33 protein-coding genes are annotated in these 26416 nt (G+C 59.0%); all 33 read right to left on the reverse strand.

Going from position 1 to position 26416, the window contains the following annotated elements; genetic code table 11:
* Window positions 1-12: 12 nt before the first annotated feature.
* Entirely contained in the window at window positions 13-1014 is a 1002-nt protein-coding gene (locus IB274_RS23045) for a DNA-directed RNA polymerase subunit alpha (RefSeq protein WP_009617182.1), read from the reverse strand.
* A 22-nt stretch (window positions 1015-1036) separates the two neighbouring features.
* Window positions 1037-1657 carry a 30S ribosomal protein S4 gene (gene rpsD / locus IB274_RS23050; protein WP_017521893.1) on the reverse strand — a complete coding sequence of 207 codons (621 nt, stop codon included), beginning with the start codon at window positions 1655-1657 and terminating at the stop codon, window positions 1037-1039.
* A 16-nt stretch (window positions 1658-1673) separates the two neighbouring features.
* The gene (rpsK, locus tag IB274_RS23055) at window positions 1674-2063 is read right to left on the reverse strand and encodes a 30S ribosomal protein S11 (protein WP_003093689.1); all 390 of its coding nucleotides are present in this window, start codon (window positions 2061-2063) and stop codon (window positions 1674-1676) included.
* Window positions 2064-2081: 18 nt separating this feature from the next.
* Window positions 2082-2438: a 30S ribosomal protein S13 gene (gene rpsM, locus IB274_RS23060; RefSeq protein WP_024767079.1), complete on the reverse strand. Its 357-nt coding sequence runs from the start codon at window positions 2436-2438 to the stop codon at window positions 2082-2084.
* A gap of 130 nt (window positions 2439-2568) precedes the next feature.
* Window positions 2569-2685: a 50S ribosomal protein L36 gene (rpmJ, locus tag IB274_RS23065; protein ID WP_045215308.1), complete on the reverse strand. Its 117-nt coding sequence runs from the start codon at window positions 2683-2685 to the stop codon at window positions 2569-2571.
* A gap of 24 nt (window positions 2686-2709) precedes the next feature.
* Window positions 2710-4041 carry a preprotein translocase subunit SecY gene (gene secY / locus IB274_RS23070; protein ID WP_024767080.1) on the reverse strand — a complete coding sequence of 444 codons (1332 nt, stop codon included), beginning with the start codon at window positions 4039-4041 and terminating at the stop codon, window positions 2710-2712.
* Window positions 4042-4476: a 50S ribosomal protein L15 gene (gene rplO, locus IB274_RS23075; protein WP_045215310.1), complete on the reverse strand. Its 435-nt coding sequence runs from the start codon at window positions 4474-4476 to the stop codon at window positions 4042-4044.
* Between the two features lie 3 nt (window positions 4477-4479).
* Window positions 4480-4656 (reverse strand): 50S ribosomal protein L30, encoded by a 177-nt coding sequence (gene rpmD / locus IB274_RS23080; RefSeq protein ID WP_009617174.1) that lies wholly within the window; start codon window positions 4654-4656, stop codon window positions 4480-4482.
* A gap of 2 nt (window positions 4657-4658) precedes the next feature.
* Complete coding sequence (gene rpsE / locus IB274_RS23085) at window positions 4659-5159, reverse strand: 30S ribosomal protein S5 (protein WP_009617173.1); 501 nt, start codon at window positions 5157-5159, stop codon at window positions 4659-4661.
* A gap of 3 nt (window positions 5160-5162) precedes the next feature.
* Window positions 5163-5513 carry a 50S ribosomal protein L18 gene (gene rplR, locus IB274_RS23090; protein ID WP_017521897.1) on the reverse strand — a complete coding sequence of 117 codons (351 nt, stop codon included), beginning with the start codon at window positions 5511-5513 and terminating at the stop codon, window positions 5163-5165.
* A 10-nt stretch (window positions 5514-5523) separates the two neighbouring features.
* A complete protein-coding gene (gene rplF / locus IB274_RS23095) occupies window positions 5524-6057 on the reverse strand; it encodes a 50S ribosomal protein L6 (RefSeq protein ID WP_015475332.1) in 534 nt (177 codons plus the stop codon).
* An 11-nt stretch (window positions 6058-6068) separates the two neighbouring features.
* Window positions 6069-6461 (reverse strand): 30S ribosomal protein S8, encoded by a 393-nt coding sequence (gene rpsH / locus IB274_RS23100; RefSeq protein ID WP_015475331.1) that lies wholly within the window; start codon window positions 6459-6461, stop codon window positions 6069-6071.
* A 187-nt stretch (window positions 6462-6648) separates the two neighbouring features.
* Entirely contained in the window at window positions 6649-6954 is a 306-nt protein-coding gene (rpsN, locus tag IB274_RS23105; protein ID WP_045215313.1) for a 30S ribosomal protein S14, read from the reverse strand.
* Window positions 6955-6967: 13 nt separating this feature from the next.
* A complete protein-coding gene (gene rplE / locus IB274_RS23110) occupies window positions 6968-7507 on the reverse strand; it encodes a 50S ribosomal protein L5 (RefSeq protein ID WP_017521899.1) in 540 nt (179 codons plus the stop codon).
* A gap of 19 nt (window positions 7508-7526) precedes the next feature.
* A complete protein-coding gene (rplX, locus tag IB274_RS23115) occupies window positions 7527-7841 on the reverse strand; it encodes a 50S ribosomal protein L24 (RefSeq protein WP_045215317.1) in 315 nt (104 codons plus the stop codon).
* A 12-nt stretch (window positions 7842-7853) separates the two neighbouring features.
* Complete coding sequence (rplN, locus tag IB274_RS23120) at window positions 7854-8222, reverse strand: 50S ribosomal protein L14 (protein ID WP_017521901.1); 369 nt, start codon at window positions 8220-8222, stop codon at window positions 7854-7856.
* 16 nt (window positions 8223-8238) lie between these two features.
* Entirely contained in the window at window positions 8239-8505 is a 267-nt protein-coding gene (gene rpsQ / locus IB274_RS23125) for a 30S ribosomal protein S17 (protein WP_009617165.1), read from the reverse strand.
* A gap of 2 nt (window positions 8506-8507) precedes the next feature.
* Complete coding sequence (gene rpmC, locus IB274_RS23130) at window positions 8508-8699, reverse strand: 50S ribosomal protein L29 (protein WP_003093720.1); 192 nt, start codon at window positions 8697-8699, stop codon at window positions 8508-8510.
* Window positions 8699-9112 carry a 50S ribosomal protein L16 gene (rplP, locus tag IB274_RS23135; protein ID WP_009617163.1) on the reverse strand — a complete coding sequence of 138 codons (414 nt, stop codon included), beginning with the start codon at window positions 9110-9112 and terminating at the stop codon, window positions 8699-8701. The genes rpmC and rplP overlap by 1 nt, the downstream gene beginning before the upstream one ends.
* Window positions 9113-9123: 11 nt before the next feature.
* Window positions 9124-9810 carry a 30S ribosomal protein S3 gene (gene rpsC, locus IB274_RS23140; protein ID WP_015475326.1) on the reverse strand — a complete coding sequence of 229 codons (687 nt, stop codon included), beginning with the start codon at window positions 9808-9810 and terminating at the stop codon, window positions 9124-9126.
* Window positions 9811-9823: 13 nt separating this feature from the next.
* Window positions 9824-10156 (reverse strand): 50S ribosomal protein L22, encoded by a 333-nt coding sequence (gene rplV, locus IB274_RS23145; protein ID WP_015475325.1) that lies wholly within the window; start codon window positions 10154-10156, stop codon window positions 9824-9826.
* A 12-nt stretch (window positions 10157-10168) separates the two neighbouring features.
* Window positions 10169-10444, reverse strand: a complete 276-nt coding sequence (gene rpsS / locus IB274_RS23150) for a 30S ribosomal protein S19 (protein WP_017521902.1) — start codon at window positions 10442-10444, stop codon at window positions 10169-10171.
* A gap of 16 nt (window positions 10445-10460) precedes the next feature.
* Window positions 10461-11282: a 50S ribosomal protein L2 gene (gene rplB / locus IB274_RS23155; protein WP_024767388.1), complete on the reverse strand. Its 822-nt coding sequence runs from the start codon at window positions 11280-11282 to the stop codon at window positions 10461-10463.
* An 11-nt stretch (window positions 11283-11293) separates the two neighbouring features.
* The gene (gene rplW, locus IB274_RS23160) at window positions 11294-11593 is read right to left on the reverse strand and encodes a 50S ribosomal protein L23 (protein ID WP_015475322.1); all 300 of its coding nucleotides are present in this window, start codon (window positions 11591-11593) and stop codon (window positions 11294-11296) included.
* The gene (rplD, locus tag IB274_RS23165) at window positions 11590-12192 is read right to left on the reverse strand and encodes a 50S ribosomal protein L4 (RefSeq protein WP_017521904.1); all 603 of its coding nucleotides are present in this window, start codon (window positions 12190-12192) and stop codon (window positions 11590-11592) included. The genes rplW and rplD overlap by 4 nt, the downstream gene beginning before the upstream one ends.
* A 14-nt stretch (window positions 12193-12206) precedes the next feature.
* Window positions 12207-12842, reverse strand: a complete 636-nt coding sequence (rplC, locus tag IB274_RS23170; protein WP_024767389.1) for a 50S ribosomal protein L3 — start codon at window positions 12840-12842, stop codon at window positions 12207-12209.
* An 82-nt stretch (window positions 12843-12924) separates the two neighbouring features.
* Window positions 12925-13236: a 30S ribosomal protein S10 gene (gene rpsJ / locus IB274_RS23175; RefSeq protein WP_003243886.1), complete on the reverse strand. Its 312-nt coding sequence runs from the start codon at window positions 13234-13236 to the stop codon at window positions 12925-12927.
* A 155-nt stretch (window positions 13237-13391) separates the two neighbouring features.
* A complete protein-coding gene (tuf, locus tag IB274_RS23180; protein WP_054910987.1) occupies window positions 13392-14585 on the reverse strand; it encodes an elongation factor Tu in 1194 nt (397 codons plus the stop codon).
* 29 nt (window positions 14586-14614) lie between these two features.
* Window positions 14615-16750 (reverse strand): elongation factor G, encoded by a 2136-nt coding sequence (gene fusA, locus IB274_RS23185; RefSeq protein ID WP_192435059.1) that lies wholly within the window; start codon window positions 16748-16750, stop codon window positions 14615-14617.
* 30 nt (window positions 16751-16780) lie between these two features.
* Entirely contained in the window at window positions 16781-17251 is a 471-nt protein-coding gene (gene rpsG, locus IB274_RS23190; protein WP_015475318.1) for a 30S ribosomal protein S7, read from the reverse strand.
* A gap of 84 nt (window positions 17252-17335) precedes the next feature.
* Window positions 17336-17707 (reverse strand): 30S ribosomal protein S12, encoded by a 372-nt coding sequence (gene rpsL / locus IB274_RS23195; protein WP_015475317.1) that lies wholly within the window; start codon window positions 17705-17707, stop codon window positions 17336-17338.
* Between the two features lie 154 nt (window positions 17708-17861).
* On the reverse strand, window positions 17862-22061 hold the full coding sequence (gene rpoC / locus IB274_RS23200) for a DNA-directed RNA polymerase subunit beta' (protein ID WP_192435061.1): 4200 nt from the start codon (window positions 22059-22061) through the stop codon (window positions 17862-17864).
* A gap of 66 nt (window positions 22062-22127) precedes the next feature.
* Window positions 22128-26201, reverse strand: a complete 4074-nt coding sequence (gene rpoB, locus IB274_RS23205) for a DNA-directed RNA polymerase subunit beta (protein ID WP_192296375.1) — start codon at window positions 26199-26201, stop codon at window positions 22128-22130.
* Between the last annotated feature and the right edge of the window lie 215 nt (window positions 26202-26416).

The raw sequence follows: 26416 nt of genomic DNA on the forward strand, positions 1-26416 counted from the left end.
TAGCTACGACGATCAGGCAGTAGCCTTGTCGTCTTTCTTGAGACTTGCCGGCGGCCAGTTGTCGAGGCGCATACCGAGGGACAGACCGCGAGAGGCCAGAACGTCCTTGATTTCGGTCAGGGACTTCTTGCCAAGGTTCGGCGTTTTGAGCAGCTCTACTTCGGTGCGCTGAATCAGGTCACCGATGTAGTAGATGTTCTCTGCCTTCAGGCAGTTGGCCGAACGGACGGTCAGCTCAAGGTCATCGACCGGACGCAGCAGGATCGGATCGATCTCGTCTTCCTGCTCTTCAACAACAGGCTCGCTGTCGCCCTTGAGGTCCACGAACGCTGCCAGCTGCTGTTGCAGGATGGTAGCGGCGCGACGGATAGCCTCTTCAGGGTCCAGGGTGCCGTTGGTTTCCAGATCGAGGACCAGCTTGTCCAAGTTGGTACGCTGTTCGACACGGGCGTTTTCGACCACGTAGGCAACACGACGCACGGGGCTGAACGAGGCGTCGAGCTGAAGACGGCCAATGCTGCGGCTTTCGTCTTCATCGCTCGAACGGGCATCAGCCGGCTCGTAGCCACGGCCACGAGCGACTTTCAGCTTCATGTTCAGCGCGCCGTTATCGGCCAAGTGGGCGATAACATGGTCACCGTTGACGATCTCGACATCATGATCCAGCTGAATATCGGCAGCGGTCACCACACCCGAGCCCTTTTTCGCCAGGGTCAGCGTCACTTCGTCACGGCCGTGCAGCTTGATGGCCAGGCCTTTCAGGTTGAGCAGGATCTCGATGACATCTTCCTGCACACCTTCGATGGCGGAGTACTCGTGGAGTACACCGTCGATCTCGGCCTCGACTACCGCACAGCCAGGCATGGAGGACAACAGGATGCGACGCAGCGCGTTGCCCAGGGTATGGCCGAAACCACGCTCGAGAGGCTCGAGAGTGATCTTGGCGCGGGTTTGGCTGACCACCTGCACATCGATGTGGCGGGGGGTCAGGAACTCATTTACCGAACTCTGCATGGATGCACCTATTTTCTAGCCCTTACTTGGAGTAGAGCTCGACAATCAGGTTTTCGTTGATGTCGGCGGACAGATCGGCACGAGCCGGGACACTTTTGAAGGTGCCAGCTTTCTTGTCGGTATCCACTTCGACCCACTCAACGCGACCGCGCTGGGCGCACAGGTCCAGAGCTTGGGCGATACGCAGCTGGTTCTTCGATTTCTCGCGAACAGCAACCACGTCACCAGCTTTGACCTGGTAGGACGGTACGTTTACGGTCTGACCGTTGACGCTGATGGTCTTGTGGGACACCAGCTGACGGGATTCGGAACGAGTGGAACCGAAGCCCATACGGTAGACGACGTTGTCCAGACGGCACTCAAGCAGCTGCAGCAGGTTTTCACCCGTGGAGCCCTTGCGGCGGGACGCTTCCTGATAGTAGCCACGGAATTGACGTTCCAGAACGCCGTAGATGCGGCGAACTTTTTGTTTCTCGCGCAGCTGCAGACCGTAGTCGGACAGGCGACCACGACGCTGGCCATGCTGGCCGGGAACTTGTTCTGCCTTGCACTTCGAGTCGAGGGCACGAACGCCGCTCTTCAGGAAGAGGTCAGTGCCTTCGCGGCGGGACAGTTTGCACTTGGGACCAATGTAACGAGCCATTTCTCACTGTCTCCTATTACACGCGACGCTTTTTCGGCGGACGGCAGCCGTTATGCGGGATCGGGGTTACGTCGGTGATGCTGGCGATCTTGTAACCGCAGGCATTCAGCGCACGAACAGCCGACTCGCGACCCGGGCCCGGGCCTTTGACGTTTACGTCAAGGTTCTTCAGACCGTATTCCAGAGCAGCCTGGCCGGCACGCTCGGCCGCTACCTGGGCAGCGAACGGGGTGCTCTTACGCGAGCCACGGAAGCCCGAACCACCGGAGGTAGCCCAGGACAGAGCGTTGCCCTGACGATCAGTGATGGTAACGATGGTGTTGTTGAAGGACGCGTGGATATGCGCGATCCCGTCGACCACCGTCTTTTTGACTTTCTTGCGAGGACGAGCAGCAGGTTTTGCCATGACTAGATTCCTAAGCGATTACTTGCGGATCGGCTTACGCGGGCCCTTACGGGTGCGCGCGTTGGTCTTGGTGCGCTGACCGCGAACCGGCAGACCACGACGATGACGCAGACCGCGGTAGCAACCGAGGTCCATCAGACGCTTGATGTTCATGTTGATTTCGCGACGCAGGTCACCTTCGGTGGTCAGCTTGGCCACCTCGGTACGCAGCGAATCAATCTGCTCTTCGCTCAGCTCTTTGATCTTTACAGCCGGGCTGATGCCAGTGGCTGCACAGATGCTCTGTGCGGTAGTGCGACCAACACCATAGATGTAGGTCAGCGAGATAACAGTGTGCTTGTTATCCGGAATGTTTACGCCTGCAATACGGGCCATTCAGAAAAACTCCAATTGACAGCTACCCGGCGCCCTGGGAGCCAAGAAAGGGCGCGGATATTAGCGCTGTAAAAACAAATAATCAACCCGGCAGCACACTAGCTGCCGGGTTATAACGCGTGTTTCACACTCAGCCTTGGCGCTGCTTGTGACGCGGCTCCGAGCTGCAGATCACACGAACGACGCCTTCGCGACGGACGATCTTGCAGTTACGGCACAGCTTCTTAACCGATGCACGAACTTTCATCAGTGACTCCTCGAACCTTACGGGTTAGCGCAGCAGACCGCTGCCATAGCCCTTCAGGTTGGCTTTCTTCATGAGGGATTCGTACTGGTGAGAAACGAGGTGCGATTGTACTTGAGCCATAAAGTCCATCACAACCACGACCACGATCAGCAACGAGGTCCCGCCAAGGTAGAACGGTACGTGGGCAGCTACGACCAGGAACTGGGGCAGCAGGCACACAGCCGTCATGTACAGGGCACCGAACATGGTCAAACGGGTCAGCACGCCATCGATGTAGCGAGCCGACTGTTCACCCGGACGAATACCCGGAATAAATGCACCGGACTTCTTGAGGTTTTCCGCCACGTCCTTCGGGTTGAACATCAGCGCTGTATAGAAGAAGCAGAAGAAAACGATCCCTGCACTAAACAGCAGAATGTTCAGCGGCTGACCAGGAGCAATCGCTTGCGCGACGTCCTGCAGCCAACCCAGGCCTTCCGACTGACCGAACCAGGCACCCAGGGATGCCGGGAACAGCAGAATGCTGCTGGCGAAAATCGCGGGAATCACACCCGCCATGTTCACTTTCAGCGGCAGATGGCTCGTTTGGGCGGCAAACACCTTGCGACCTTGTTGGCGCTTGGCGTAGTGCACGGCGATACGACGCTGCCCCCGCTCGATGAACACAACGAACGCGATGATAGCCACGGCCAGCAGACCGATGGCGATCAGGGCGAAGATGTTGATGTCACCTTGACGCGCGGACTCGAAGGACTGGCCGATTGCTCGGGGCAGACCTGCGACGATACCGGAGAAGATCAGCATGGAGATGCCGTTGCCGACACCCCGCTCGGTGATCTGCTCACCCAGCCACATCATGAACAGTGCACCCGCCACGAAGGTGGTGACCGACACGAAGTAGAAGCCGAAGTCGTTGGAGAAGGCCACGCCCTGGCTACCCAGACCAATGGACATGCCAATGGCCTGGACGAGTGCCAGGACGAGAGTCGCGTAGCGGGTGTACTGGCTGATCTTGCGACGCCCAGACTCACCCTCTTTCTTCAACTGCTCCAGCTGCGGGCTGATAGCGGTCATGAGCTGCATGATGATCGATGCCGAGATGTACGGCATGATTCCCAGTGCAAAAATACTCATGCGCTCCAGCGCGCCGCCGGAAAACATGTTGAAGAGGCTAAGAATGGTCCCCTCGTTCTGCCGGAACAGTGCCGCCAAGCGATCGGGGTTGATGCCCGGGACTGGGATATGCGCGCCGATCCGATAGACGATGATCGCCAGGAACAGGAAACGCAGACGTGCCCAGAGCTCGGACAAACCACCACCGTTGCTCAGCGCAGAGAGAGCACCTTGCTTAGCCATTTAGTCCTCGATTTTGCCGCCAGCTGCTTCGATAGCCGCACGAGCGCCCTTGGTGGCGCCGATGCCTTTCAGGGTGACTGCGCGAGTAACGTCGCCCGACAGCATGACTTTCACACGCTGTACGTTCTGGTTAATCACGTTGGCATCCTTCAGGGACTGCACGGTTACGACATCACCCTCGACCTTGGCCAGCTCGGAAGTGCGCACTTCTGCGCGATCCATGGCTTTCAGCGAGTTGAAGCCGAACTTCGGCAGACGACGGTGCAGCGGCTGCTGACCACCCTCGAAGCCCGGAGCAATGGAGCCACCGGAGCGGGAGGTTTGACCTTTGTGACCACGGCCACCGGTCTTGCCCAGACCGCTACCGATGCCACGGCCCGGACGGTGCTTTTCGCGACGGGCACCCGGCGCGGAACGCAGATCGTTCAGTTGCATGGATTAACCCTCCACACGCAGCAGGTAGTAAGCCTTGTTAATCATGCCGCGGTTTTCAGGAGTGTCCTGAACTTCGACGGTGTGATTAATGCGACGCAGGCCGAGGCCTTTGACGCAAGCCTTGTGATTGGCCAGACGGCCGTTCAGGCTCTTGATCAGGGTAACTTTGACAGTTGCCATGGTTAGAGAATCTCCTCGACGCTCTTGCCACGCTTGGCCGCTACCGACTCAGGGGACTGCATGTTCTTCAGGCCCTTGAAGGTTGCGTAGACCACGTTCACCGGGTTGGTGGAGCCGTAGCACTTCGCCAGAACGTTCTGCACACCAGCAACTTCCAGGACAGCACGCATGGCGCCGCCGGCGATGATGCCGGTACCTTCGGAAGCCGGCTGCATGTACACCTTGGAGGCGCCATGGGCGGACTTGGTCGGGTACTGCAGGGTGGTGCCGTTCAGATCAACCTGGATCATGTTGCGGCGAGCAGCTTCCATTGCCTTCTGGATAGCGGCAGGCACTTCACGCGCCTTGCCACGACCGAAGCCAACACGGCCCTTGCCATCGCCAACCACGGTCAGCGCGGTGAAGGCGAAGATACGGCCACCTTTTACGGTTTTGGCGACGCGGTTCACTTGAACCAGCTTCTCGATGTAGCCTTCGTCGCGCTTTTGATCGTTGTTTGCCATAACTTAGAACTCCAGACCGCCTTCACGAGCGGCATCAGCCAGGGCCTTGATACGACCGTGGTACTTGAAGCCAGAACGGTCGAACGCCACCTGAGTGACGCCGGCAGCCTTGGCGCGTTCCGCGACCAGTTGACCAACTTTCTTGGCTGCGTCGACGTTGCCGGTGGCAGCTTCGCGCAGTTCTTTGTCCAGGGTCGAGGCGCTGGCCAGGACCTTGCCGCCGTCGGCTGCAATGACCTGGGCGTAGATATGCTGGGAGGAGCGGTACACGCAGAGGCGTACGGCTTCCAGTTCGCGCATCTTCAGGCGAGCCTTGCGAGCGCGGCGCAGACGGGTTTCTTTCTTGACGCTCATTTGCTATGCCCTACTTCTTCTTGGCTTCTTTACGAAGGACGACTTCGTCGGCGTAACGCACGCCCTTGCCTTTGTACGGCTCCGGCGGACGGAAGTCGCGGATTTCCGCGGCAACCTGGCCAACCAGCTGCTTGTCGATACCCTTGATCAGGATGTCGGTCTGGCTGGGGGTTTCCGCGACGATGCCGGCAGGCAGTTCGTAATCAACCGGGTGGGAGAAGCCGAGAGCCAGGGACAGCACTTGGCCTTTGGCCTGCGCCTTGTAACCAACACCAACCAGCTGGAGCTTGCGCTCGAAGCCCTGGCTGACGCCGATTACCATGTTGTTGACCAGAGCGCGGGTGGTACCGGCCATGGCACGGGTCTGCTGATCGCCGTTACGCGCAGCGAAACGCAGCTCACCGTTGTCCTGAATGACTTCGACGGACGGATGTACTTTCAGCTCGAGAGCGCCTTTGGCACCCTTGATCGAAAGTTCCTGACCGGCCAGCTTGATTTCGACGCCAGCGGGCAGAATGACGGGGTTCTTAGCAACGCGAGACATGCTGATTCCCCTTAGAACACAGTGCAGAGCACTTCGCCACCGACACCAGCGGCACGGGCAGCACGGTCAGTCATCACACCTTTGTTGGTGGAGACGATCGAAACGCCCAGGCCGCCGCGAACTTTCGGCAGCTGGTCTACGGATTTGTACTGGCGCAGGCCAGGACGGCTGATTCGCTTCACTTCCTCGATGACAGGCTTGCCTTCGAAGTACTTCAGCTCAATCGACAGCAGAGGCTTGGCCTCGGCAGTGACTTGGAAATCCGCAATGTAACCTTCGTCCTTGAGGACTTTGGCGACTGCCGCTTTCAGCTTGGAAGACGGCATGCTCACGACGGTCTTCTCAGCCATCTGGGCATTACGGATGCGAGTTAGCATGTCTGCTAACGGGTCCTGCATACTCATGGGCTTAGTGCTCCTGATACAAAAGATAAGCCTTCAACTTCACAACTCGCCCTCAAACGCCGGACGAACTAAACCCGGACTCGGGGGAGCCGGGTATTCTAGAGATCGCTTAAAAACGAATCAAGCCCCACGTGGGGGCTTGCTTCGCAAAGCGATCAACGGAGCCGTTGCCGACTCCGTCTAGCACTTACCAGCTGGCTTTCACCAGGCCCGGTACGTCACCGCGCATTGCCGCTTCACGCAGCTTGTTACGGCTCAGGCCGAACTTGCGGTAGTAACCGTGCGGACGACCGGTCAGGCGGCAACGGTTACGCAGGCGGCTGGCGCTCGCGTCACGCGGTTGCTTCTGCAGGGCGACCTGGGCATTCCAGCGATCTTCAGCCGAAGTGCTCGGATTAGCGATGATCGCTTTCAGCTCGGCACGCTTTTTGGCGTACTTGGCTACCGTTTGCTGACGCTTCAGCTCACGGTTCTTCATGCTCTCTTTAGCCATGGTCCTACTCCAATCAGTTGCGGAACGGGAATTTGAAGGCGCGCAGCAGTGCACGACCCTCATCATCCGAACGCGCGGTGGTGGTCAGAGTGATATCCATACCGCGGAGGGCATCGATCTTGTCGTAATCGATTTCCGGGAAGATGATCTGCTCTTTGACGCCCATGCTGTAGTTACCACGGCCGTCGAAGGACTTGGCGTTCAGACCGCGGAAGTCACGAACGCGCGGCAGAGAGATCGACAGCAGACGGTCCAGGAACTCGTACATGCGATCGCCACGCAGGGTGACTTTCACGCCGATCGGCCAGCCTTCACGAATCTTGAAACCAGCGATGGACTTACGAGCGTAAGTCACGACCGGCTTCTGACCCGCGATCTTTTCCAGATCAGCTACGGCGCTTTCGATGACTTTCTTGTCGCCGACAGCTTCGCCAAGACCCATGTTCAGGGTGATTTTGGTAACGCGCGGAACTTCCATCACGTTCGCCAGCTGAAGCTCTTGCTTCAACTTGGGAGCGATTTCCTTCCGATAAATTTCTTTCAATCGTGCCATGGTGATCTACCTAGCTCCCTCAAGCCTGAACCGGTTTCTGGGTCGACTTGAAGACACGAATCTTCTTACCGTCTTCGACTTTGAAACCAACGCGGTCAGCCTTGTTGGTTTCAGCGTTGAAGATGGCGACGTTGGAGACGTGCAGAGGCGCCTCCTTCTCGACAATCCCGCCTTGCTGGTTGAGCATGGGGTTGGGCTTAGTGTGGCGCTTGACCAGGTTCACACCGCCAACGACCAGACGGTCATCAGCCAGAACCTTGATCACTTTGCCACGCTTGCCCTTGTCCTTGCCGGCAATGACGATGACTTCGTCGTCACGACGAATTTTTTGCATGACGGCTACTCCTTACAGCACTTCAGGGGCAAGGGAGACGATCTTCATGAACTTCTCGGTACGAAGTTCACGAGTCACCGGCCCGAAGATACGGGTGCCGATCGGCTCCTGCTTGTTGTTCAGCAGGACGGCGGCGTTGCCGTCGAAGCGAATGATGGAACCGTCGGTACGACGTACGCCGTGCTTGGTACGAACGACTACGGCAGTCATTACCTGGCCCTTCTTCACCTTGCCACGCGGAATTGCTTCCTTGACGGTGACCTTGATGATGTCGCCAATGCCGGCGTAACGGCGGTGGGAACCGCCGAGCACCTTGATGCACATTACGCGACGCGCGCCGCTGTTGTCAGCGACTTCGAGCATGGATTGAGTCTGAATCATCTTCTATCTCCGATCCTTAGACTTCAACCGCGCGCTCGACGATGTCAACCAGAGTCCAGGCCTTGGTCTTGGCCAGAGGACGGGTCTCGCGAATGGTGACCAGGTCACCAATGCGGCACTGATTGGTTTCGTCGTGGGCGTGCAGCTTGGTCGAACGCTTCACGTATTTGCCGTAGATCGGGTGCTTTACGCGGCGCTCGATCAGAACGGTGACGGTCTTGTCCATCTTGTCGCTGACGACGCGGCCAGTCAGCGTACGGACGGTTTTCTGAGCTTCAGCCATGATTACTTACCTGCTTGCTGGTTGAGCACAGTTTTCACGCGAGCGATGTCGCGCTTAACCTGCGAGAGCAGGTGAGACTGCCCCAACTGGCCAGTTGCTTTCTGCATGCGCAGATTGAACTGGTCGCGCAGCAGGCCGAGCAGTTGCTCGTTCAGCTGCTCAACGGATTTTTCACGAAGTTCATTCGCTTTCATCACATCACCGTCCGCTTAACAAAGGAGGTGGCGAGCGGCAGCTTTGCAGCAGCCAGGGCGAATGCCTCACGCGCCAGCTCTTCGGATACACCCTCGATCTCGTACAGGACCTTGCCCGGTTGAATCTGGGCTACCCAGTACTCGACGCCGCCCTTACCTTTACCCATACGTACTTCCAGGGGCTTCTTGGTAACAGGCTTGTCGGGGAATACGCGGATCCAGATCTTGCCGCCACGTTTAACGTGACGGGTCAGCGCACGGCGTGCGGACTCGATCTGACGCGCGGTGAGACGGCCGCGGCTGGTTGCCTTGAGGGCAAACTCGCCGAAGCTGACTTTGGAACCGCGATGAGCCAGGCCACGGTTGTGACCGGTCATTTGCTTGCGGAACTTCGTACGCTTAGGTTGCAGCATTTGCGTACTCCTTACTTAGCAGCTTTTTTACGAGGAGCGGGCGCTACCGGCTTCAGCTCTTCCTGGCGGCCACCAATGACCTCGCCTTTGAAGATCCAAACCTTCACACCGATCACACCGTAGGTGGTGTGCGCTTCGTAGGTTGCATAGTCGATGTCGGCACGCAGGGTGTGCAGGGGCACACGACCTTCGCGATACCACTCGGTACGGGCGATTTCAGCGCCGCCCAGACGACCGCTTACCTGGATCTTGATGCCTTTGGCACCAATGCGCATGGCGTTCTGTACAGCGCGCTTCATGGCGCGACGGAACATAACGCGACGCTCCAGCTGCTGAGCTACGCTCTGCGCAACCAGCATACCGTCGAGCTCCGGCTTGCGGATCTCTTCGATGTTGATGTGCACCGGCACACCCATTTGCTTGGTCAGGTCCTGACGCAGCTTCTCAACATCTTCACCTTTCTTGCCGATCACGATGCCGGGACGAGCGGTGTGGATGGTGATGCGTGCAGTCTGAGCCGGACGATGGATGTCGATACGGCTGACGGACGCGCTTTTTAGTTTGTCTTGGAGATACTCACGTACCTTCAGGTCGGCGAACAGATAATCGGCGTAAGTGCGCTTATCTGCGTACCAAACGGAGGTGTGCTCCTTGACGATACCCAGGCGGATGCCATTGGGATGTACTTTCTGACCCATCTGATCGACTCCGTTACTTGTCCGCAACCTTGACAGTGATATGGCAAGACCGCTTGACGATGCGATCAGCACGGCCTTTGGCACGCGGCATGATGCGCTTGAGCGAACGACCTTCGTTGACGAAGACGGTGGAGACTTTGAGATCGTCTACATCGGCACCTTCGTTGTGCTCGGCGTTGGCTACGGCCGACTCCAGCACTTTCTTCATGATCTCGGCGGCTTTCTTGTTGCTGAAAGCCAGGAGGTTGAGCGCGTCGCCCACCTTCTTCCCGCGGATCTGGTCGGCGACCAAGCGGGCTTTCTGGGCGGAGATACGAGCGCCCGAGAGCTTAGCGGCTACTTCCATCTTCCTTACCCCTTAACGCTTGGCTTTCTTGTCCGCAGCGTGCCCACGATAAGTGCGGGTAGCAGCGAACTCGCCGAGTTTGTGACCGACCATGTCTTCGTTGACCAGAACCGGCACGTGTTGACGGCCGTTGTGGACAGCGATGGTCAGACCAACCATGTGCGGCATGATCATAGAACGGCGCGACCAGGTCTTGATCGGCTTGCGGTCGTTCTTTTCTACCGCCACTTCGATCTTCTTCAGCAGGTGAAGATCGATAAAAGGACCTTTTTTCAGAGAACGTGGCACTGTCGTATCCCTCTATTTACTTGCGGCGACGGACGATCATGTTGTCGGTACGCTTGTTCGCGCGAGTCTTCTTACCCTTGGTCTGAAGACCCCACGGCGATACCGGATGACGACCAGCAGAGGTACGACCTTCACCACCACCATGCGGGTGGTCGACCGGGTTCATGGCAACACCACGAACGGTCGGGCGAACGCCACGCCAGCGCTTGGCACCGGCTTTACCCAGCGAACGCAGGCTGTGCTCGGAGTTCGAGACTTCACCCAGGGTCGCACGGCAGTCAGCCAGGACTTTACGCATCTCACCGGAACGCAGACGTACGGTTACGTAGGCACCTTCACGGGCAACCAGCTGAGCCGAAGCGCCAGCGGAGCGAGCGATCTGAGCGCCTTTGCCAGGCTTCAGTTCGATACCGTGGATGGTGCTACCAACCGGGATGTTGCGCAGCGGCATGTTGTTGCCGGCCTTGATCGGAGCGCCGATACCGGAGATCAGTTGATCACCAGCCACCACGCCTTTGGGGGCGATGATGTAACGACGCTCGCCGTCCGCGTATTTCAGCAGAGCGATGTGAGCAGTACGGTTCGGATCGTATTCGACGCGTTCAACGATGGCAGGAATGCCATCCTTGTTGCGACGGAAGTCGACCAGACGATAGTGCTGCTTGTGGCCACCACCGATATGACGGGTGGTGATGCGACCGTTGTTGTTACGGCCGCCCGACTTGGACTTCTTCTCGAGCAGGGGAGCGAACGGAGCACCTTTGTGCAGGTCCTGGTTCACTACCTTGACGACGAAACGACGACCAGCGGAAGTCGGTTTGCATTTAACGATTGCCATGATGCACCCCTTTACTCAGCGCCAGCTGCGAAATCGAGATCCTGGCCCGGCTGGAGAGCGATGTACGCTTTTTTCCAGTCGTTACGCTTGCCCAGGCCGCGAACGGTACGCTTGGTCTTGCCCTGAACGTTCAGGGTGGTGACGCGACGTACTTTCACGCCGAACAGGCTTTCCACGGCCTTCTTGATTTCCAGCTTGGTTGCATCAGTGGCAACCTTGAAAACGAATTGGCTGTTGCCGTCCGCCAGGCCAGTGGCCTTCTCGGAGATATGCGGGCCCAGCAGCACTTTGAATACGCGTTCCTGGTTCATGCCAGCAGCTCCTCGAACTTCTTCACGGCGGACACGGTGACCAGCACCTTGTCGTAGGCGATGAGGCTGACCGGATCGGAAGCCTGGACGTCACGTACATCGACGTGGGCCAGGTTGCGAGCTGCCAGGTACAGGTTCTCATCGACGCCTTCGGTGACGATCAGTACATCTTTCAGGCCCAGGCCTTCCAGCTTGCTGACCAGACCTTTGGTCTTCGGTGCATCGACAGCGAAGTCGGCAACGACAACCAGACGGTCCAGACGAACCAGCTCAGAGAGGATGGAGCGCAGAGCAGCGCGGTACATCTTCTTGTTGAGCTTCTGGGAGTGATCCTGGGGCTTGGCTGCGAAGGTCGCGCCGCCGCCACGCCAGATGGGGCTACGGATGGTGCCAGCACGAGCACGACCAGTGCCCTTCTGACGCCACGGCTTCTTGCCACCACCGGAGACTTCGGAACGAGTTTTCTGAGCCTTGGTGCCCTGACGACCGCCAGCCATGTAGGCGACGACTGCCTGGTGAACCAGGGTCTCGTTGAATTCGCTACCAAAAGTACGCTCGGAAACCTCGATCGCCTGAGCGCCATTTACATTCAGTTGCATCTCAGCTTCCTCTCTTAACCGCGAGCCTTGGCTGCCGGACGCACCAGCACATCACCACCGGTAGCGCCGGGAACGGCACCTTTGACCAGCAGCAGATTGCGCTCTGCATCGACACGCACGACCTCAAGGGATTGAACGGTTACACGCTCAGCACCCATGTGGCCCGACATTTTTTTGCCCTTGAACACTCGACCAGGAGTCTGGCACTGGCCGATGGAACCCGGGACGCGGTGGGAAACGGAGTTACCGTGGGTATTATCTTGACCACGGAAGTTCCAGCGCTTGATGGTACCGGCAAAGCCTTTACCTTTGGACTCGCCAGTAACGTCTACCAGCTGACCGGCCTGGAACAGGTCGACAGAGATGGAATCGCCTGCCTTGAACTCCTCTTCGCCCAGACGGAATTCCCACACGCCGCGACCGGCGGCGACATTCGCCTTGGCAAAGTGACCGGCCTGCGCCTTGGTCACACGAGAAGCACGACGCTCGCCAGCAGTTACCTGCACAGCGCGATAGCCATCACTTTCTTCGTTTTTGAACTGGGTGACGCGATTCGGCTCGACCTCAATGACCGTGACCGGAATGGAGACACCATCTTCGGTGAAGATGCGGGTCATGCCGCACTTACGACCGACAACACCAATTGTCATCTTTAGAACCTCTTTAGTGTACGGGGCTTTCACCCGCTATGGCCGCCCATTTCAGAGCGTTACACGACCAATGCCGAAGGCATTAGCCGAGGCTGATCTGTACTTCGACGCCAGCAGCAAGGTCGAGCTTCATCAGCGCGTCGACGGTTTTGTCGGTCGGCTGAACGATGTCGAGAACACGCTTGTGGGTACGAATTTCGTACTGGTCACGAGCGTCCTTGTTGACGTGCGGGGAAATCAGCACGGTGTAACGTTCCTTGCGGGTCGGCAGAGGAATCGGACCACGCACCTGAGCGCCAGTACGTTTCGCGGTTTCCACGATTTCCTGGGTAGATTGGTCGATCAGGCGGTGATCAAAAGCCTTCAACCGAATACGGATTTGTTGATTTTGCATTTGACCTCAGACTCCAAGTTGCCATTCCCAACGGACGGACTCCGCCCGTTAAAAGGAGGCGCAATTGTACGGATGCGCCTGGGGGGTGTCAATATTTAACCAACTCAACGAAAAAGGGACCCCGAAGGGTCCCTTTTTCTGGAGCGGATCAGCGATTACTCGATGATCTTGGCAACCACGCCGGCGCCAACGGTACGGCCGCCTTCGCGAATCGCGAAGCGCAGGCCATCTTCCATGGCGATCGGAGCGATCAGGGTGACAACCATTTTCACGTTGTCGCCCGGCATTACCATCTCAACGCCTTCCGGCAGTTCGCAGTTGCCGGTTACGTCGGTGGTACGGAAGTAGAACTGCGGACGGTAGCCTTTGAAGAACGGGGTGTGACGACCACCTTCTTCTTTGGACAGCACGTACACTTCGCACTCGAACTTGGTGTGCGGCTTGATGGTGCCCGGCTTGGCCAGAACCTGGCCACGCTCTACGTCTTCACGCTTGGTGCCACGCAGCAGTACGCCGACGTTCTCACCAGCACGACCTTCGTCGAGCAGCTTGCGGAACATTTCAACGCCGGTGCAGGTAGTCTTGGTAGTCGCCTTGATACCGACGATTTCCACTTCTTCCTGGATCTTGACGATGCCACGCTCAACACGGCCAGTTACCACGGTGCCACGGCCGGAGATCGAGAATACGTCCTCGATCGGCATCAGGAACGGCTTGTCGATGGCGCGCTCGGGCTCGGGGATGTACGAGTCCAGGGTTTCTACCAGCTTGCGCACGGCGGAAACGCCCATCTCGTTGTCGTCCTGGCCGTTCAGGGCCATCAGAGCGGAACCGATCACGATCGGAGTGTCGTCGCCCGGGAAGTCGTAGGTGTTCAGCAGATCGCGAACTTCCATTTCGACCAGTTCCAGCAGCTCGGCGTCGTCAACCATGTCGGCCTTGTTCAGGAACACGACGATGTAAGGAACGCCTACCTGGCGGGACAGCAGAATGTGCTCGCGGGTCTGCGGCATGGGGCCGTCAGCAGCGGAGCAAACCAGGATCGCGCCGTCCATCTGGGCAGCACCGGTGATCATGTTCTTCACGTAGTCGGCGTGACCCGGGCAGTCTACGTGAGCGTAGTGGCGTACCGGCGAGTCGTATTCAACGTGAGAGGTGTTGATGGTGATACCACGAGCCTTCTCTTCCGGCGCGTTGTCGATCTGGTCGAAAGCGCGAGCGGAGCCGCCCCAGGTCTCGGAGCAGACCTTGGTCAGAGCAGCGGTCAGAGTAGTTTTGCCGTGGTCAACGTGACCGATGGTGCCGACGTTGACGTGCGGTTTGTTACGTTCAAATTTTTCTTTAGCCACGAGAGTAACCTCTTACTAAAAGAGCTGAATCAAGCTTGTTTTTTGGCCAGAGCTTCGACGACGTTCGCCGGAGCTTCAGCATACTTGGAGAATTCCATGGAGTAGCTAGCGCGACCCTGGGACATGGAACGCACGTCGGTTGCATAACCGAACATCTCGCCCAGCGGAACCTCGGCACGGATAACCTTACCGGAAACCGAGTCTTCCATCCCCTGAATCAGACCACGACGACGGTTCAGGTCACCCATCACGTCACCCATGTAGTCCTCAGGAGTCACCACTTCCACCTTCATGATCGGCTCCAGAACCTTGCCGCCGCCCTTCTGGGCCAGCTGCTTGGTCGCCATGGAAGCAGCGATCTTGAACGCCATCTCGTTGGAGTCGACGTCGTGGTAGGAACCATCGAAGACGGTCGCCTTCAGGCCGATCAGCGGATAGCCGGCAACAACGCCGTTCTTCATCTGCTCTTCGATGCCCTTCTGGATGGCCGGGATGTATTCCTTCGGAACCACACCGCCCACGACTTCGTTGGTGAAGACCAGGCCTTCAGTGATGTTGCCCTTGTCGTCCACGTCCGGAGTCGAGAAGCGAATCCAGCAGTGACCGAACTGACCACGACCACCGGACTGACGAACGAACTTGCCTTCGATCTCGATGTTGTCCTTCGAGATGGTTTCGCGGTACGAAACCTGCGGCTTGCCGATGTTCGCCTCAACGCCGAATTCACGCTTCATGCGGTCGACGAGGATGTCCAGGTGAAGCTCACCCATACCCGAGATGATGGTCTGGCCAGTTTCTTCGTCGGTCTTGACGCGGAACGACGGATCTTCCTGAGCCAGCTTGCCGAGGGCAATGCCCATCTTCTCCTGGTCAGCCTTGGTCTTCGGCTCAACAGCTACCGAGATTACCGGCTCCGGGAAGTCCATACGCTCGAGGATGATCGGCTTCTCGATGTCGCACAGGGTGTCACCGGTGGTGACGTCCTTCATGCCAATCAGAGCAGCGATGTCGCCAGCGCGTACTTCTTTGATCTCGTCACGCTGGTTCGCATGCATCTGCACCATACGACCAACGCGCTCTTTCTTGCCTTTCACGGAGTTGATAACCGAGTTACCGGACTCCAGAACGCCCGAGTAGACGCGAACGAAGGTCAGAGTACCTACGAACGGGTCGGTAGCGATCTTGAATGCCAGAGCCGAGAACGGAGCATTGTCGTCAGCCGGACGCTCGTCTTTCGGAGCATCGTCGCCGTCGTCAATGTGATCCGGGTGGATACCCTGGATCGCCGGAATCTCGGTCGGAGCAGGCAGGAAGTCGATGACGGCGTCGAGAACCAGGGGCACGCCCTTGTTCTTGAACGACGAGCCGCAGACAGCCGGTACGATTTCGCAGGCGATGGTACGCAGACGCAGGCCAGCCTTGATCTCTTCGATCGACAGCTCACCCTCTTCCAGGTACTTGTTCATCAGCTCTTCGTTGGCTTCGGCAGCAGCTTCGACCATGTTGTTGCGCCACTCGGTGGCCAACTCGACCATATCGGCGGGAATTTCTTCCTCGCGATAGGAAGTGCCTTTGTCGTCTTCGTTCCAGTAGATGGCCTTCATCTTCAGCAGGTCGACCTGACCCTGGAAGTCATCTTCTGCACCGATGGCCAGCTGAACCGGGACCGGGGTGTGACCCAGGCGGTTCTTGATCTGACCGACGACGCGCAGGAAGTTGGCGCCGGCGCGGTCCATCTTGTTCACGTAAACGATACGCGGAACGCCGTACTTGTTGGCTTGACGCCATACGGTTTCGGACTGCGGCTCGACGCCGGAGGTGCCGCAGAACACAACGACGGCGCCGTCCAGTACGCGCAGGGAGCGCTCAACTTCAATGGTGAAGTCTACGTGGCCGGGGGTGTCGATGACGTTTACGCGGTACTTGTCGTACTGGCCGCGCGAACCTTCCCAGAAGGTGGTGATCGCAGCGGAGGTGATGGTAATACCACGCTCCTGCTCCTGCACCATCCAGTCGGTAGTGGCAGCGCCGTCATGCACCTCACCCATCTTGTGGCTGAGACCTGTGTAGAACAGGATCCGCTCGGTGGTGGTGGTCTTGCCCGCGTCGACGTGGGCACAGATACCAATGTTCCGGTAGCGGTTGATTGCTGTGTTACGAGCCATAAAGCCCTCGCAGAAGTAGTGTTGCCGTAATTAGAAGCGGTAGTGCGAGAACGCTTTGTTGGCCTCGGCCATACGGTGTACGTCTTCACGCTTCTTGACAGCGGCGCCTTTACCTTCAGCGGCGTCCATCAGTTCGCCAGCGAGACGCAGAGCCATGGACTTCTCGCCACGCTTGCGGGCGAAGTCCACCAGCCAGCGCATGGCCAGTGCATTACGACGGGACGGACGTACTTCGACCGGAACCTGGTAGGTAGCACCGCCGACACGGCGGGACTTCACTTCGACCAGCGGAGCGATGGCGTCGAGTGCTTTTTCGAAGAGTTCCAGGGGGTCGCCTTTACCGCGCTCTTTGACCTTGTCCAGAGCACCGTAAACGATACGCTCGGCAACGGCTTTCTTGCCGCTCTCCATCACGTGGTTCATGAACTTCGCCAGAATCTGGCTTCCGTATTTAGGATCGGCCAGGATCTCACGTTTGGCCGCTACACGACGTCTTGGCATTGATAAGCCCTCAAACGGTCTTCAGGTTAGCCCGGGACGATGCCCGACCTTACTCTTATCGACTCAGAAAATAGGAAAACAAAATTACTTCGGACGCTTCGCGCCATACTTCGAACGACCCTGCTTACGGTCTTTAACACCGGAGGTATCCAGCGAACCGCGCACGGTGTGGTAGCGAACACCCGGAAGGTCTTTTACACGACCGCCACGGATCAGCACTACGCTGTGCTCTTGCAGGTTGTGACCTTCACCACCGATGTACGAGGAAACCTCGAAACCGTTGGTCAGACGAACACGGCACACTTTACGCAGTGCGGAGTTCGGCTTTTTCGGGGTGGTGGTATATACGCGGGTGCATACGCCGCGACGCTGAGGGCAGTTCTGCAGGGCAGGAACGCCGCTCTTGTCTACCAGGCGCTTGCGCGGTTTGCGCACCAGCTGGTTGATAGTTGCCATCTATAGCTCCACTGATTGTCTTACGACACTTAAAAACGAAAATGGGCAGAGCATGCGCCCTGCCAATTTTCGGGGTACAAGATACTAAAGAGCTTACGGATTCCAGTCAAGACAAAGCCCCGGTTGTCAAGACAACCGGGGCTTTGTTTGAGGCTTAGTTACCGCTCAGATTGAGCGCTTCGGCCAGTGCTGCTTCGGCTTCGCTCGCGCTGACACGCTGCGGTTTGCCGAGCTCGCGCTGACGCTTGCGCTCGCTGTGGTAAGCCAGACCGGTACCCGCCGGGATCAGACGACCCACGACCACGTTCTCCTTCAGGCCGCGCAGGAAGTCGCGCTTGCCGGTAACCGCCGCCTCGGTGAGGACGCGGGTGGTTTCCTGGAAGGATGCCGCCGAGATGAACGACTCGGTGGACAGCGAGGCCTTGGTGATACCCAGCAGAACGCGCTCGTACTTGGCCGGGAACTTGTCCTGGGTGCCCAGTACTTCGTTCTCTTCCAGCACGTGAACCAGTTCGACCTGGTCGCCCTTGATGAAGGACGAATCGCCCGACTCGGCCACTTCGACCTTGCGCAGCATCTGGCGCAGGATGGTCTCGATGTGCTTGTCGTTGATCTTCACGCCCTGCAGACGGTAAACGTCCTGGATCTCGTTGACGATGTACTTGGCCAGCGAGCTCACACCCAGCAGACGGAGGATGTCGTGCGGGTTGCTCGGGCCGTCGGAGATCACTTCACCACGGCTTACCTGTTCACCTTCGAACACGTTCAGGTGACGCCACTTCGGAATCAGCTCCTCGTACGGATCGCTACCGTCGGTGGGAGTGATGACCAGGCGGCGCTTGCCCTTGGTTTCCTTGCCGAAGGAGATGGTGCCGCTGATTTCCGCCAAGATCGAAGGCTCTTTCGGACGACGAGCTTCGAACAGGTCGGCAACGCGCGGCAGACCACCGGTGATGTCGCGGGTCTTCGAGGTTTCCTGCGGGATACGCGCGATAACGTCACCGATGCGCACTTTCGCGCCATCGTTGAGGTTGACCAGGGCGTTCGCCGGCAGGAAGTACTGGGCCGGTACATCAGTACCCGGCAGCAGCAGATCCTTGCCTGCAGCGTCGATCAGCTTCACGGCCGGACGAATGTCCTTGCCGGCAGCCGGACGATCCTTCGGATCCATCACTTCAATGTTGGTCAGACCGGTCAGTTCGTCGGTCTGGCGCTTGATGGTGATGCCCTCTTCCATGCCCACGAAGGCCACGGTGCCGTCCATCTCGGTGACGATCGGGTGGGTGTGCGGGTCCCACTTGGCGACGATGGCGCCCGGATCGACCTTGTCACCTTCCTTCACGGAAATCACCGCACCGTACGGCAGCTTGTAGCGCTCGCGCTCACGACCGAAGTCGTCGGCTACCGCCAGCTCACCGGAACGGGAAACCGCAACCAGGGCGCCGTCGGCACGCTCTACGTGCTTCAGGTTGTGCAGGCGAATGGTGCCGCCGTTCTTGACCTGTACGTTGTCCACGGCGGAAGTACGGCTGGCCGCACCACCGATGTGGAAGGTACGCATGGTCAGCTGGGTACCCGGCTCACCGATCGACTGGGCAGCGATAACGCCGACAGCCTCACCGATGTTCACGCGGTGACCACGGGCCAGATCGCGGCCGTAGCACATGGCGCAGATGCCGTGACGGGTTTCGCAGGTGATCGGCGAACGTACAACGACTTCGTCGACGCTCATCTGCTCGAGGAAATCGACCCACTTCTCGTCGATCAGGGTGCCGGCCTCGACGATCACGTCGTCGCTGCCCGGCTTGAGCACGTCGCGAGCCATCACACGGCCGAGTACACGCTCACCCAGCGGCTCAACCACGTCGCCGCCTTCGATGTGCGGGGACATGAACAGGCCACGGTCGGTGCCGCAATCGATCTCGGTCACTACCAGGTCCTGGGCCACGTCGACGAGACGACGGGTCAGGTAACCGGAGTTCGCGGTCTTCAGTGCGGTATCCGCCAGACCTTTACGAGCACCGTGAGTGGAGATGAAGTACTGGAGTACGTTCAGGCCTTCACGGAAGTTCGCGGTGATCGGGGTCTCGATGATGGAGCCGTCCGGCTTGGCCATCAGGCCACGCATACCGGCAAGCTGACGGATCTGGGCCGCGGAACCCCGCGCACCGGAGTCCGCCATCATGTACATGGAGTTGAAGGACTCCTGGTCGACCTGCTTGCCTTCGCGATCGGTCACCTTCTCTTTCGAGAGGTTGGCCATCATCGCCTTGGAGACTTCGTCGTTGGCCTTGGACCAGAGGTCGATCACCTTGTTGTACTTCTCGCCCTGGGTTACCAGGCCGGAAGCGTACTGGCTCTCGATCTCCTTCACTTCCTCGGTGGCAGCATCGATGATGCGAGCCTTTTCGTCCGGGATGACGAAGTCGTTCACGCCGATCGACACACCGGAGATGGTCGAGTAGGCGAAGCCGGTATACATCAGCTGGTCAGCGAAGATGACGGTGTCCTTCAGACCCACCACGCGGTAGCAGTGGTTGATCAGCTTGGAGATCGCCTTCTTCTTCATCGACTGGTTGACCACGTCGAAGGGCAGGCCGGCCGGGACAACCTGGAACAGCAGCGCACGGCCGACGGTGGAGTCGACGATACGGGTGTTGGCGGTCAGGGAGCCGTCTTCGTTCTTGATCTTCTCGTTGATGCGCACTTTTACGCGGGCGTGCAGGGACACCTGGCCGCTGCGGTAGGCGCGGTCAACTTCCTGCAGGTCTGCGAAAGCCATGCCCTCGCCCTTCGCGTTGATCGCTTCACGGGTCATGTAGTACAGACCCATTACCACGTCCTGCGACGGAACGATGATCGGCTCGCCGTTGGCCGGCGACAGAATGTTGTTGGTCGACATCATCAGCGCGCGCGCTTCCAGCTGAGCCTCGAGGGTCAGCGGAACGTGCACGGCCATCTGGTCACCGTCGAAGTCGGCGTTGTACGCGGCGCAGACCAGCGGGTGCAGCTGGATGGCTTTACCTTCGATCAGTACCGGTTCGAATGCCTGGATGCCCAGACGGTGCAGGGTCGGCGCACGGTTCAGCAGTACGGGGTGTTCGCGGATGACTTCAGCGAGAACGTCCCAAACTTCCGGCAGCTCGCGCTCGACCATCTTCTTGGCGGCCTTGATGGTGGTGGCCATGCCACGACCTTCCAGCTTGCCGAAGATGAACGGCTTGAACAGCTCCAGGGCCATCTTCTTCGGCAGACCGCACTGGTGCAGACGCAGGGTCGGACCTACGGTAATTACCGAACGGCCGGAGTAGTCCACGCGCTTGCCGAGCAGGTTCTGACGGAAGCGACCCTGCTTGCCCTTGATCATGTCGGCCAGGGACTTCAGCGGGCGCTTGTTCGAGCCGGTGATGGCACGGCCGCGGCGGCCGTTGTCCAGCAGGGCGTCGACGGCTTCCTGCAGCATGCGCTTTTCGTTGCGCACGATGATGTCCGGAGCGGCCAGGTCGAGCAGGCGCTTCAGACGGTTGTTACGGTTGATCACGCGGCGATACAGATCGTTCAGATCCGAAGTCGCGAAGCGGCCGCCATCCAGCGGAACCAGCGGACGCAGGTCCGGCGGCAGCACCGGCAGGACGGTCAGCACCATCCACTCGGGATGGTTGCCGGAGCCCTGGAAGGCTTCCATCAGCTTCAGGCGCTTGGACAGCTTCTTGATCTTGGTTTCCGAGTTGGTCTGCGGAATCTCTTCGCGCAGGCGGCCAATCTCGTGCTCCAGATCGATAGCGTTGAGCAGCTCGCGAACGGCTTCCGCACCCATGCGGGCGTCGAAGTCGTCACCGAACTCTTCGAGGGCTTCGAAGTACTGCTCGTCGTTCAGCAGCTGGCCCTTCTCCAGGGTGGTCATGCCCGGATCGATCACTACGTAGCTCTCGAAGTAGAGCACGCGCTCGATGTCACGCAGGGTCATGTCCAGCAGCAGGCCGATACGGGACGGCAGGGACTTCAGGAACCAGATGTGGGCGACCGGCGAGGCCAGCTCGATGTGGCCCATGCGCTCGCGGCGCACCTTGGCCAGGGCGACTTCCACGCCGCACTTCTCGCAGATCACACCGCGGTGCTTCAGGCGCTTGTACTTACCGCACAGGCACTCGTAGTCCTTCACCGGGCCAAAGATCTTGGCGCAGAACAGGCCATCGCGCTCCGGCTTGAAGGTACGGTAGTTGATGGTCTCCGGCTTCTTGACTTCGCCGAAGGACCAGGAACGAATCATCTCGGGCGAGGCCAGGCCAATACGGATGGCATCGAACTCTTCGATCTGACCCTGGTTTTTCAACAGATTAAGCAAGTCTTTCAAGGCCTTTCCTCCTCACGGACCCGGTGCGACCGGCCTTGACCAGCCGCACCGTTCTGACGTCACGTGTTATTCGGTTTCCAGTTCGATATCGATGCCGAGCGAGCGGATCTCTTTGATCAACACGTTGAAGGACTCGGGCATGCCGGCCTCCATGCGGTGATCCCCGTCCACGATGTTCTTGTACATCTTGGTACGGCCGTTCACGTCGTCCGACTTCACGGTCAGCATTTCCTGCAGGGTGTAGGCGGCACCGTAGGCTTCCAGCGCCCAGACCTCCATCTCCCCGAAACGCTGGCCACCGAACTGCGCCTTACCACCCAGCGGCTGCTGGGTAACCAGGCTGTAAGAGCCGGTGGAACGTGCGTGCATCTTGTCATCGACCAGGTGGTTCAGCTTGAGCATGTACATATAACCGACAGTGGTCGTACGCTCGAACTGGTTGCCGGTGCGGCCGTCATACAGACGCATCTGACCGCTTTCCGGCAGATCGGCCAGCTTCAGCATGGCCTTGATCTCGCGCTCCTTGGCACCGTCGAACACCGGGGTAGCCATGGGCACGCCGCCCTTGAGGTTGTTGGCCAGAGCGAGGATCTCGTTATCGTTCAGCTCGTCCAGGCTCTCCTGGCGGCCGCCGATCTCGTTGTAGATCTCGTTCAGGAACACACGCAGCTCGGCGATCTTGCGCTGCTCTTCGAGCATGCGGTTGATCTTCTCGCCCAGGCCCTTGGCCGCGAGGCCCAGGTGGGTTTCGAGGATCTGACCGACGTTCATGCGCGACGGTACGCCCAGCGGGTTCAGCACGATGTCGACCGGAGTGCCATGCACGTCGTGCGGCATGTCTTCGACCGGCATGATCACCGAGACGACACCCTTGTTACCGTGGCGGCCTGCCATCTTGTCGCCCGGCTGGATGCGGCGCTTGATAGCGAGGTAGACCTTGACGATCTTCAGTACGCCCGGCGCCAGGTCGTCGCCCTGCTGCAGCTTGCGCTTCTTGTCTTCGAACTTGTCGTCGAGCATCTGACGGCGGTCGCTGATGTAGGCCTGGGCCTTCTCCAGCTGCTCGTTCAGAGGATCTTCCGCCATGCGCAGCTTGAACCACTGGCCGCGCTCGAGGCCGTCCAGGTACTCGTCGGTGATCTCTGCGCCTTTCTTCAGGGCAGGACCGCCGTCGGCCTTGGCACCGACCAGAGCGGAACGCAGACGCTCGAAGGTTGCGCCTTCGACGATGCGAAACTCTTCGTTCAGGTCCTTGCGGATCTCGTCCAGCTGCATCTTCTCGATGGACAGGGCACGACTGTCGCGCTCTACGCCATCACGGGTGAAGACCTGTACGTCAATGACGGTGCCTTTGGTGCCGGTCGGCACGCGCAGGGATGTGTCCTTCACGTCGGACGCCTTCTCACCGAAGATCGCACGCAGCAGCTTCTCTTCCGGAGTCAGCTGGGTCTCGCCTTTCGGGGTGACCTTGCCGACCAGGATGTCGCCAGCCTGTACTTCGGCGCCGACGTAGACGATACCAGCTTCGTCCAGCTTGTTCAGCGCAGCCTCACCCACGTTCGGGATGTCCGCGGTGATTTCTTCTGGGCCGAGCTTGGTGTCACGGGCAACGCAGGTCAGTTCCTGGATATGGATCGTGGTGAAACGATCTTCCTGGACCACGCGCTCGGACAGGCAGATGGAGTCTTCGAAGTTGAAGCCATTCCAGGGCATGAACGCTACGCGCATGTTCTGACCCAGAGCCAGTTCACCCATGTCGGTGGACGGGCCGTCGGCCAGGATGTCGCTGCGCGAAACCTGATCACCCTTCTGCACCAGCGGACGCTGGTTGATGCAGGTGTTCTGGTTCGAACGGGTGTACTTGGTCAGGTTGTAGATGTCGACGCCGGCTTCGCCAGTCTCGACTTCATCATCATTCACACGAACCACGATACGGCTGGCGTCGACCGAGTCGATCACACCACCACGACGGGCAACCACGCAGACACCGGAGTCACGGGCTACGTTGCGCTCCATGCCGGTACCTACCAGCGGCTTGTCGGCGCGCAGGGTCGGTACAGCCTGACGCTGCATGTTCGAACCCATGAGTGCACGGTTGGCGTCGTCGTGCTCGAGGAACGGAATCAGCGAGGCAGCGACGGAAACGACCTGCTTCGGCGACACGTCCATGAGGGTGACGTCTTCCGGCGCCTTCACGGTGAATTCGTTCAGGTGACGTACGGCTACCAGTTCATCGATCAGCTCGCCCTTTTCGTTCAGGGTTGCCGAAGCCTGGGCGATCACGTGATCAGCTTCTTCGATCGCGGACAGGAAGACGATGTCGTCGCTGACCAGACCTTCCTTCACCACGCGGTACGGGCTTTCCAGGAAGCCGTACTTGTTGGTGCGGGCGTAGGTGGCCAGGGAGTTGATCAGACCGATGTTCGGACCTTCAGGGGTTTCGATCGGGCACACACGGCCGTAGTGGGTCGGGTGTACGTCACGAACCTCAAAGCCCGCCCGCTCACGGGTCAGACCGCCCGGGCCGAGTGCGGAGACGCGGCGCTTGTGGGTGATCTCGGAGAGCGGGTTGTTCTGGTCCATGAACTGCGACAGCTGGCTGGAACCGAAGAACTCCTTGATCGCGGCAGCCACCGGCTTGGCGTTGATCAGGTCCTGCGGCATCAGGCCTTCGCTTTCGGCCATCGACAGACGTTCCTTGACCGCGCGCTCTACACGCACCAGGCCAACACGGAACTGGTTCTCGGCCATCTCGCCGACGCAACGGACGCGACGGTTACCCAGGTGGTCGATATCGTCGACGATGCCTTTGCCGTTACGGATGGCAACGAGGGTCTTGAGGACCTCGACGATGTCTTCCTTGCTCAGGACGCCAGCGCCTTCGATCTCGGTACGACCGATACGACGGTTGAACTTCATGCGGCCAACGGCGGACAGGTCGTAACGCTCGGCGCTGAAGAACAGGTTGCCGAACAGAGTCTCGGCGGCTTCCTTGGTCGGCGGCTCGCCGGGGCGCATCATGCGATAGATCTCGACCAGCGCTTCCAGTTGGTTGCTGGTGGAGTCGATCTTCAGCGTGTCGGAGATGAACGGACCGCAGTCGATGTCGTTGGTGTACAGGGTTTCCAGGCGCGCAACCTGGGCCTTGGCGATCTTCGCCAGGGCATCGACGGTCAGCTCGGTGTTGCACTCGGCGATGATCTCGCCGGTAGCCGGGTGCACGACGGCCTTGGCCACGGTGCGGCCAATCAGGTAGTCGAACGGCACTTCCAGCTGGCTGATGCCAGCCTTCTCGAGCTGATTGATGTGACGCGCGGTGATACGGCGGCCCGCTTCAACGATGACCTTGCCGGCAGCATCCTTGATGTCGAAGCTGGCGATCTCGCCACGCAGACGCGAAGGCACCAGTTCCAGATTCAGGGTCTCGCCCTTGATCTCGTAGACGTTGGTGTCATAGAACGCGTTGAGGATTTCCTCGGTGCTGTAGTTCAGCGCGCGCAGCAGGACGGAAGCCGGCAGCTTGCGGCGACGGTCGATACGAACGAACACGCAGTCCTTCGGATCGAACTCGAAGTCGAGCCAGGAGCCGCGATAAGGAATGATGCGAGCGGAGTACAGCAGCTTGCCGGAGCTGTGGGTCTTGCCACGGTCGTGGTCGAAGAACACACCCGGTGAGCGGTGCAGCTGGGAAACGATGACGCGCTCGGTACCGTTGATGATGAAGGTACCGTTCTCGGTCATCAGGGGGATTTCCCCCATGTAGACTTCTTGTTCCTTGATGTCCTTGATCGCTTTGTTCGACGACTCCTTGTCGAAAATGATCAGGCGCACTTTCACACGCAGCGGGACCGCAAAGGTCACACCGCGCAGTACGCATTCCTTGACATCGAAGGCCGGCTCACCCAGACGGTAGCCGACGTATTCCAGGGCAGCATTGCCGGAATAGCTGATAATCGGGAAGACGGACTTGAAGGCCGCATGCAGGCCGATGTCTCGGACCTGGTCCTTGCTTGCACCCGCCTGCAGGAATTCGCGATAGGAATCCAGCTGGATGGCCAGCAAATACGGCACATCCATGACGTCCGGCAACTTGCTAAAGTCCTTGCGGATACGTTTTTTCTCAGTGTATGAGTAAGCCATCAGCGTTCCCCAGCTTGGTCACCTGCTTGTTTGGCCTCTCCCGCACAGGGGAGCAGCCCAAAAATCGTGCAAACCCTTGGTTTGCGCCGCCACTCGTGGCGGGATTTTCACGTTATGGGAGGCACCTACGGCACCCCACCCATAACGGAAAAAGGCCGGTGGCAATTGCCACCAGCCATCAGCCTGTCGCTTAACGCTCGGGCTGTCGACGCAAG

This window comes from Pseudomonas sp. PDM18 (assembly GCF_014852585.1).
In the GTDB taxonomy this organism is placed as follows: Bacteria; Pseudomonadota; Gammaproteobacteria; order Pseudomonadales; family Pseudomonadaceae; genus Pseudomonas.